At 41.8% G+C, this 6,284-nt stretch carries 8 protein-coding genes; 5 read left to right on the top strand and 3 right to left on the bottom strand.

All coding sequences use genetic code 11. From position 1 onward, the window contains the following. Positions 1 to 254 (top strand): DNA-binding protein (locus M998_RS09020; RefSeq protein WP_068908534.1); only part of this gene is annotated, 254 nt, incomplete at its 5' end. A gap of 17 nt (positions 255 to 271) precedes the next feature. On the opposite strand, the gene ispB is transcribed toward M998_RS09020, so the two are convergent. Continuing rightward, entirely contained in the window at positions 272 to 1,243 is a 972-nt protein-coding gene (gene ispB, locus M998_RS09015) for an octaprenyl diphosphate synthase (protein WP_068439888.1), read from the bottom strand. A 335-nt stretch (positions 1,244 to 1,578) separates the two neighbouring features. On the opposite strand from ispB, the gene rplU reads away from it, so the two are divergent. The 3 genes from rplU to cgtA all read left to right on the top strand — a co-directional run bounded on the left by rplU (position 1,579) and on the right by cgtA (position 3,470). Continuing rightward, positions 1,579 to 1,887, top strand: coding sequence for a 50S ribosomal protein L21 (rplU, locus tag M998_RS09010; RefSeq protein ID WP_068439890.1), 309 nt, complete (start codon positions 1,579 to 1,581; stop codon positions 1,885 to 1,887). 18 nt (positions 1,888 to 1,905) lie between these two features. Further along, positions 1,906 to 2,163: a 50S ribosomal protein L27 gene (rpmA, locus tag M998_RS09005; protein WP_068439892.1), complete on the top strand. Its 258-nt coding sequence runs from the start codon at positions 1,906 to 1,908 to the stop codon at positions 2,161 to 2,163. A gap of 131 nt (positions 2,164 to 2,294) precedes the next feature. Next, the gene (cgtA, locus tag M998_RS09000) at positions 2,295 to 3,470 is read left to right on the top strand and encodes an Obg family GTPase CgtA (RefSeq protein WP_068439894.1); all 1,176 of its coding nucleotides are present in this window, start codon (positions 2,295 to 2,297) and stop codon (positions 3,468 to 3,470) included. A gap of 121 nt (positions 3,471 to 3,591) precedes the next feature. On the opposite strand, the gene dacB is transcribed toward cgtA, so the two are convergent. After that, positions 3,592 to 5,010 carry a serine-type D-Ala-D-Ala carboxypeptidase gene (gene dacB / locus M998_RS08995; protein WP_231906708.1) on the bottom strand — a complete coding sequence of 473 codons (1,419 nt, stop codon included), beginning with the start codon at positions 5,008 to 5,010 and terminating at the stop codon, positions 3,592 to 3,594. Between the two features lie 288 nt (positions 5,011 to 5,298). Between dacB and greA the strand changes: the two genes are divergently transcribed. Further along, positions 5,299 to 5,775, top strand: coding sequence for a transcription elongation factor GreA (gene greA / locus M998_RS08990; protein ID WP_068439898.1), 477 nt, complete (start codon positions 5,299 to 5,301; stop codon positions 5,773 to 5,775). 117 nt (positions 5,776 to 5,892) lie between these two features. Here the strand turns inward: greA and yhbY are convergent, their stop codons facing one another. Then, a complete protein-coding gene (gene yhbY / locus M998_RS08985) occupies positions 5,893 to 6,186 on the bottom strand; it encodes a ribosome assembly RNA-binding protein YhbY (protein WP_068439900.1) in 294 nt (97 codons plus the stop codon). Between the last annotated feature and the right edge of the window lie 98 nt (positions 6,187 to 6,284).

Raw genomic sequence — 6,284 nt, 5'->3', positions numbered from 1 at the left:
GTAAAAGAGGCGTTCAAGGGAAGGCTGTTGAATATTATGTCGAGAGTTTACCGGGAGAAATTCAAGGGCAATTAACCCTGAGTGAGCCTTTAGTGACATACCAGAGTCAAAGAACCGATGCCTTGCAAATTTGGTCTGAAGCGTATTATCAGTTGACTGAAGATGAACGTCGTAAAATCGTCAAATATATTTTACGACGTGGCCTATCATCACTTCTTGCGCAAATAGATGAGGAGGAAAAAGGGGAAAAATAATTTCCCCCTGATCAGTATTATGAGTGACGTTGAATAGCAACGTGCGCTAAGCCAACTAATGCTTCTTTATATACTGAATCCTCAATAATATTCAGAGCATCAATTGCTTTTTGTGACTCTTCTTGTGCACGGGTATAGGTGTACTCTAGTGAACCGCAGCGCTTCATGGTAGCCAGTACGGTTTCTAATAAATGGCGGCCATTACCTTGCTCAATTGCCTGACGAATTAACGCTGATTCTTCTTCATTACCATGCTGCATTGCATGGAGAAGAGGGAGTGTCGGTTTCCCTTCATCAAGATCATCACCCGTATTTTTGCCTAATTGTGTATTGTCAGCATCATAATCAAGTAGGTCGTCGACCAATTGAAATGCAGTACCAATATAGCGGCCATAATCTTGTAATGCTTTTTCTTGCTCAGGAGTCGCATTTGCTAAGATAGCGGATGAATGTGCTGCCGCTTCAAATAAACGAGCCGTTTTACTGTAGATAACTTGCATATAATTTTCTTCAGTAATATTAGGATCATTACAGTTCATTAGCTGCAATACTTCCCCTTCCGCAATCACATTGGTTGCTTCAGACATCAACTTTAGCACACGCATTGAGTCAAGATCCGTCATCATTTGAAAGGATCGAGTATAAATAAAGTCACCGACGAGCACACTGGCAGCATTACCAAAAACAGCATTGGCTGTTTGTTTTCCACGACGCATGTCAGATTCATCAACGACATCATCATGTAATAAGGTCGCAGTATGAATAAATTCGATCAGTGCCGCTACTTGGATATGTTTGTGGCCAGAATAACCCAGGGATCGACCCGCGAGCACGGCGATCATTGGACGGATCCTTTTTCCACCTCCGCTAACGATGTAATAACCCAGTTGGTTAATCAACGCAACATCCGAATTTAATTGGCCGAGGATGACTTCATTTACCGCTGACATATCCTCGGTTGTCAGTTCAATAATAGATTCTAAATTCATTGTAATTTATTCATATTATTAGTTTTTGGTTCATTCCCTGAATTAATGGAAGGGGAAACCTGTATCACAGTTATGATGTTAGCATAACATTATTAATTAAGAGTTTATCAGGTGTAATGCAAAAAATGTTTAAATAAGTAACAATTTGAGTTATCAATAGTAAATCGGCCTCAAAAAGAGACTCTTGATAAAAAAGTCGTATTTTTTATAATCTGACTGCATTATTGGCTTGTGTTCTGGTGCTTTTTTGCGTAGAATTCGCGCCCTATTGTGAATATTTTATAGCGTGCTCTGGAATTGAAATATTTAGCGAGTACGCGGAAAGCGGAGTTAATATGTACGCGGTTTTCCAAAGTGGTGGTAAACAACACCGAGTTAGCGAAGGTCAAACTGTCCGCCTAGAAAAGCTGGACATCGCAACAGGTGAAACTGTTGAATTTGATCAAGTTCTGATGGTTGCTAATGGCGACGAGATCCAAATCGGCGCTCCTGTCGTTGAAGGCGTTAAAGTTAAAGCGGAAGTGGTTGCACACGGTCGTGGCGAGAAAATAAAAATCGTCAAGTTCCGTCGTCGTAAACATAGCCGTAAACAACAGGGTCACCGTCAGTGGTTCACTGATGTCAAGATCACTGTCATCGCTTAAGATTAGGAGAGCAGATTAATGGCACACAAAAAGGCTGGCGGCTCAACTCGTAACGGTCGCGACTCAGAAGCAAAACGTCTGGGTGTAAAACGTTTCGGTGGCGAAGCTGTATTAGCAGGTAGCATCATTGTTCGTCAACGTGGTACTAAGTTCCACGCAGGTAGCAACGTAGGTTGTGGCCGTGACCACACTCTGTTCGCTCTCGCGGACGGTAAAGTTAAATTTGAAGTTAAAGGTCCTTACAATCGTAAATTTATCAGCATCGAAGCTGAATAAGTTTTCTGACTTTTAATTTAAAATTAAAGCCCTGCAAAACTTTTTGCGGGGCTTTTTATATTCTGAATACGCCATCTCTGGGTAAGACAGCCATCCAGCTCTATTATGGCTAGGTACGGAGAAAAAAAATTATGAAATTTGTAGATGAAGCCAAAATATTAGTCGTGGCGGGAGATGGTGGCAATGGTTGTGTCAGCTTCCGTCGTGAAAAATACATTCCAAAAGGTGGACCTGACGGTGGTGATGGTGGTGATGGTGGTGATGTCTATTTAGAGGCAGACGAAAACCTTAATACACTGATCGATTACCGTTTTGAGAAATCGTTCCGCGCAGAGCGTGGACAAAATGGCCAAAGCCGTGAATGTACAGGTAAGCGTGGTCAAGATATCACGATTAAAGTGCCTGTAGGAACACGTGTACGCGATCTTGGTACCAACGAAGTGCTCAGTGATATGACGCGTCATGAACAGCGTCATATGGTTGCTAAAGGCGGTTTTCATGGCCTAGGTAACACCCGCTTTAAATCTTCAGTAAACCGTGCACCGCGCCAACGTACCATGGGTACAAAAGGTGAAACGCGCGAGCTGATGCTTGAACTGATGCTATTGGCTGATGTCGGAATGTTAGGCATGCCAAATGCCGGTAAATCGACATTTATCCGTTCAGTCTCTGCGGCGAAACCGAAAGTGGCTGATTATCCTTTTACCACCTTAGTACCAAGCTTAGGTGTTGTACGCATGGATAACCAACAAAGCTTTGTTGTTGCAGATATTCCTGGCTTGATCGAAGGTGCAGCTGAAGGGGCGGGACTTGGGATTCAATTCCTTAAACACCTCGAACGTTGTCGCGTACTACTTCATCTGATTGACATTTGTCCGATCGATGAATCAGATCCTGTCGAGAATGCTAAGATCATTGTCGGCGAGCTCGAAAAATACAGTGAAAAATTGGCGGCGAAACCACGTTGGTTAGTCTTCAATAAGATGGATATCTTAGGTGAAGAAGAATCCGCAGAGCGCGCAGCTGAAATTGCGAAAGCCATGGGTTGGGAAGAGAAATATTACATGATCTCTGCTGTAAACCATGAAGGTGTTAAAGCTTTGTGCTGGGATATCATGGAGTTCATGAATACACAGCCTCGTAATATGGCTGCGACTGAAGATGAACAACAACCAGAAAAAGTTGAATTCATGTGGGATGATTACCACAAAGAGCAACTTGCTGAAGCTGATGATACAGATGACGACTGGGATGATGATTGGGATGAAGCAGATGATGAAGGGATCGAATTCATCTATAAAAAATAGCTAATTCCCTAGAATGTAAAAAGGCGCAAAATTCCAGATAAGATTTTAGGAATTGCGCCTTTTTTATTGGTCAGAATAGTATAATCAGCGACATGACAATTTTAGCATGAAGTAGATAAGATCAATTTTTCTGATAAAGATCTTTATACAAGCGACTTTCAAAACGAACGAGTGGTACACGGCGGCTGCGCTGTTGGCTCTGTGGAACCGCATAAGCCGAAATAAATTGCACAAATGCGACTCGCTGACCACTTGCTGTGGTAATGAAACCCGCCAGATTATATACCCCTTGCAATGCGCCTGTTTTAGCAGAAACTTTCCCGTTAACACCGGCCTCATCAAAACCACCACGATATCGCAGTGTGCCATCATGGCCTGCTAGCGGTAACATTGAAATAAAATCGAGCTGTTGATCATTCTTGGCGATGAACTGTAATACTTCCATCATCGTGGCTGGGGTAATCAAATTATGGCGAGATAACCCTGAACCATCCACCATGACTGTATTACCAATATCAATACCGGCTTTTTGCTTCAAAACTTGTCTAACGGCATCAGAGCCTGAACGCCAAGTTCCCGGTACGCCATAATAGTCACGACCAATAGTACGAAACACAGTATCGGCAATCATATTGTCTGATTTTTTTAGCATAACCTTTAATAGGTCATGTAACGGCTTCGATTCCGTTTTAACTAAAACCTGCGATTGGGGCGCTGGAAAGGATCGTTTTTTAACATGGCCTGTGAGCTCAATACCTGCGGTGGTTAATTCGTTCTTAACGATTGCACCTGAGTAGCTTGCGCCATTTTGAACGGCAAATGCGAGCGGTAGGGGCTCACTTCGTTGCATTAAACAGCCTGTTAATGTATAGCGATTCAATTCCCCTGGAACGACATCTAACTCGCAATAGCGAGCTTCTGGAGAGCCTTTACCGAGTGTTTTTACTTCACTAAACATATTTACTGGGTAAAAATTGGCGGTTTTGATATAGGCCATTTCCCCCACTTTATCGGCAGGATAAAGTGAAACTGAAAAACAGTTTCTATCGATAATTGCGGCAGCCGGTGGAGCGCTAAAACATTGAGTCATATCATTCCAGACCCATCCAGGTGCTTTGTCATGACTGGTAAAAGCAGAAATATCGACAATTAAATCGCCGTCGACTTTATGAATACCAATTTGTTTTAACGCATTTGCCATATTTCGAATTTGTTGACGTGTCAACGTTGGATCGCCACTAAAACGAATAACTAAATCACCCGCCAACGTGTTGTTGCTGAGTTTAGCATCAGTTTCAAAGTTAGTGACAAAACGGTAGTCTGGGCCGAGTTGCAGCAATGCAGCAAGGGCGGTAACGACTTTTTGTGTACTCGCAGGAAGCGCCATTTGCTGGGCATTATAATCAATAAGTGGAGTAGTGCTGCCTACTTTTTGCGCGACCAGAGCGAGGTTAGTACCATCGGGCAGATACTGCTTATAATCATCGATAGGAATTGCTAGCGCTTGAGAGGCCGTTAAGGCGATACCTAAAGGGATCATCAATTTTCTGGTTAAGGCTAATAATGACATATATTTCACGCATTAGGGTGGACATACTGTACATACTAAAGTGTAATGCCTAATAAAGTAAACGGTGACCCGCTATTAACTTCTAAGTTAAAATAGCGATCATTATGATAAGATAAGTTAGTGAATTAGTCTGATTGAGTTATTTACAGCCTATATGTTGTTAGAACCCCCAGTTCTGCTGCGGTGTTCGGTGTACTGTTGTTACAAAATCAGGAAGATACTTATTTTTATATAGGATTGAATTAGAGGTATTTATCAATGAAACAGATTCCAATGACGGTATTGGGTGCGGATAAGCTAAGGGAAGAGCTCGAGTATCTGAAATCTGTCCGTCGCCCTGAAATTATTGCATCGATTGCTGATGCACGTGCACATGGTGACTTAAAAGAAAATGCTGAATATCATGCGGCTCGTGAGCAGCAAGGTTTCTGTGAAGGTCGTATTCAAGAAATTGAAGGAAAGCTTTCCCATTCTCAAGTTATTGATGTCACAAAAATAGCAAATAATGGGCGTGTTATCTTTGGTGCGACAGTAACAGTACTCAATGTCGATACAGATGAAGAGCTGACTTATCGTATTGTGGGTGATGACGAAGCAGATATTAAAATTAATTTAATTTCTGTTAATTCACCGATTGCGCGTGGTTTAGTGGGGAAAGAGGTCGATGATGCGGTCTCAATTAAAACTCCCGGCGGAGACGTTGAGTTTGAAATTCTTAAAGTTGAGTATATCTGATTCCTATTTGCCTGAATTGGTTATATTATTTTACAGATTTAAAGAAAAAGGCCGCAGGCGGCCTTTTTTATCATATAAACATGCATTCAATGGCATTTTTATATAAATGAAGCATTATTATTTAGGTAAAATGATTTTGCGCTCAGCCGAAGGACGGTAGAGAACAAGGATTTTACCAATAACTTGTACATTTACTGCACCGGTTTCGCGAACAATTGCATCAGCGATCAAATTTTTAGTATCACGATCTTCGCCTGCGATTTTGACTTTGATAAGCTCATGATGTGCCAATGAGAGTTCAATTTCAGCTAGCACACCTTCAGTTAATCCATTGTTGCCAATCATGACAACAGGATTCAAGTGGTGAGCGAGACTTTTTAGGTGCTGGATTTGTTTTTTATTAAGATTCATCGATTTTTTGCTTGGTTAGTATTGAAAACGGCTCATTCTACCGCCATCTGATATCTATCACCATCAATTATATCTATTTGATGGTAAAGAAGCAGCAA

Source organism: Providencia heimbachae ATCC 35613, from assembly GCF_001655055.1.
Taxonomy (GTDB): Bacteria; Pseudomonadota; Gammaproteobacteria; order Enterobacterales; family Enterobacteriaceae; genus Providencia; species Providencia heimbachae.
This window is presented reverse-complemented; position numbering and strand designations above follow the sequence as displayed.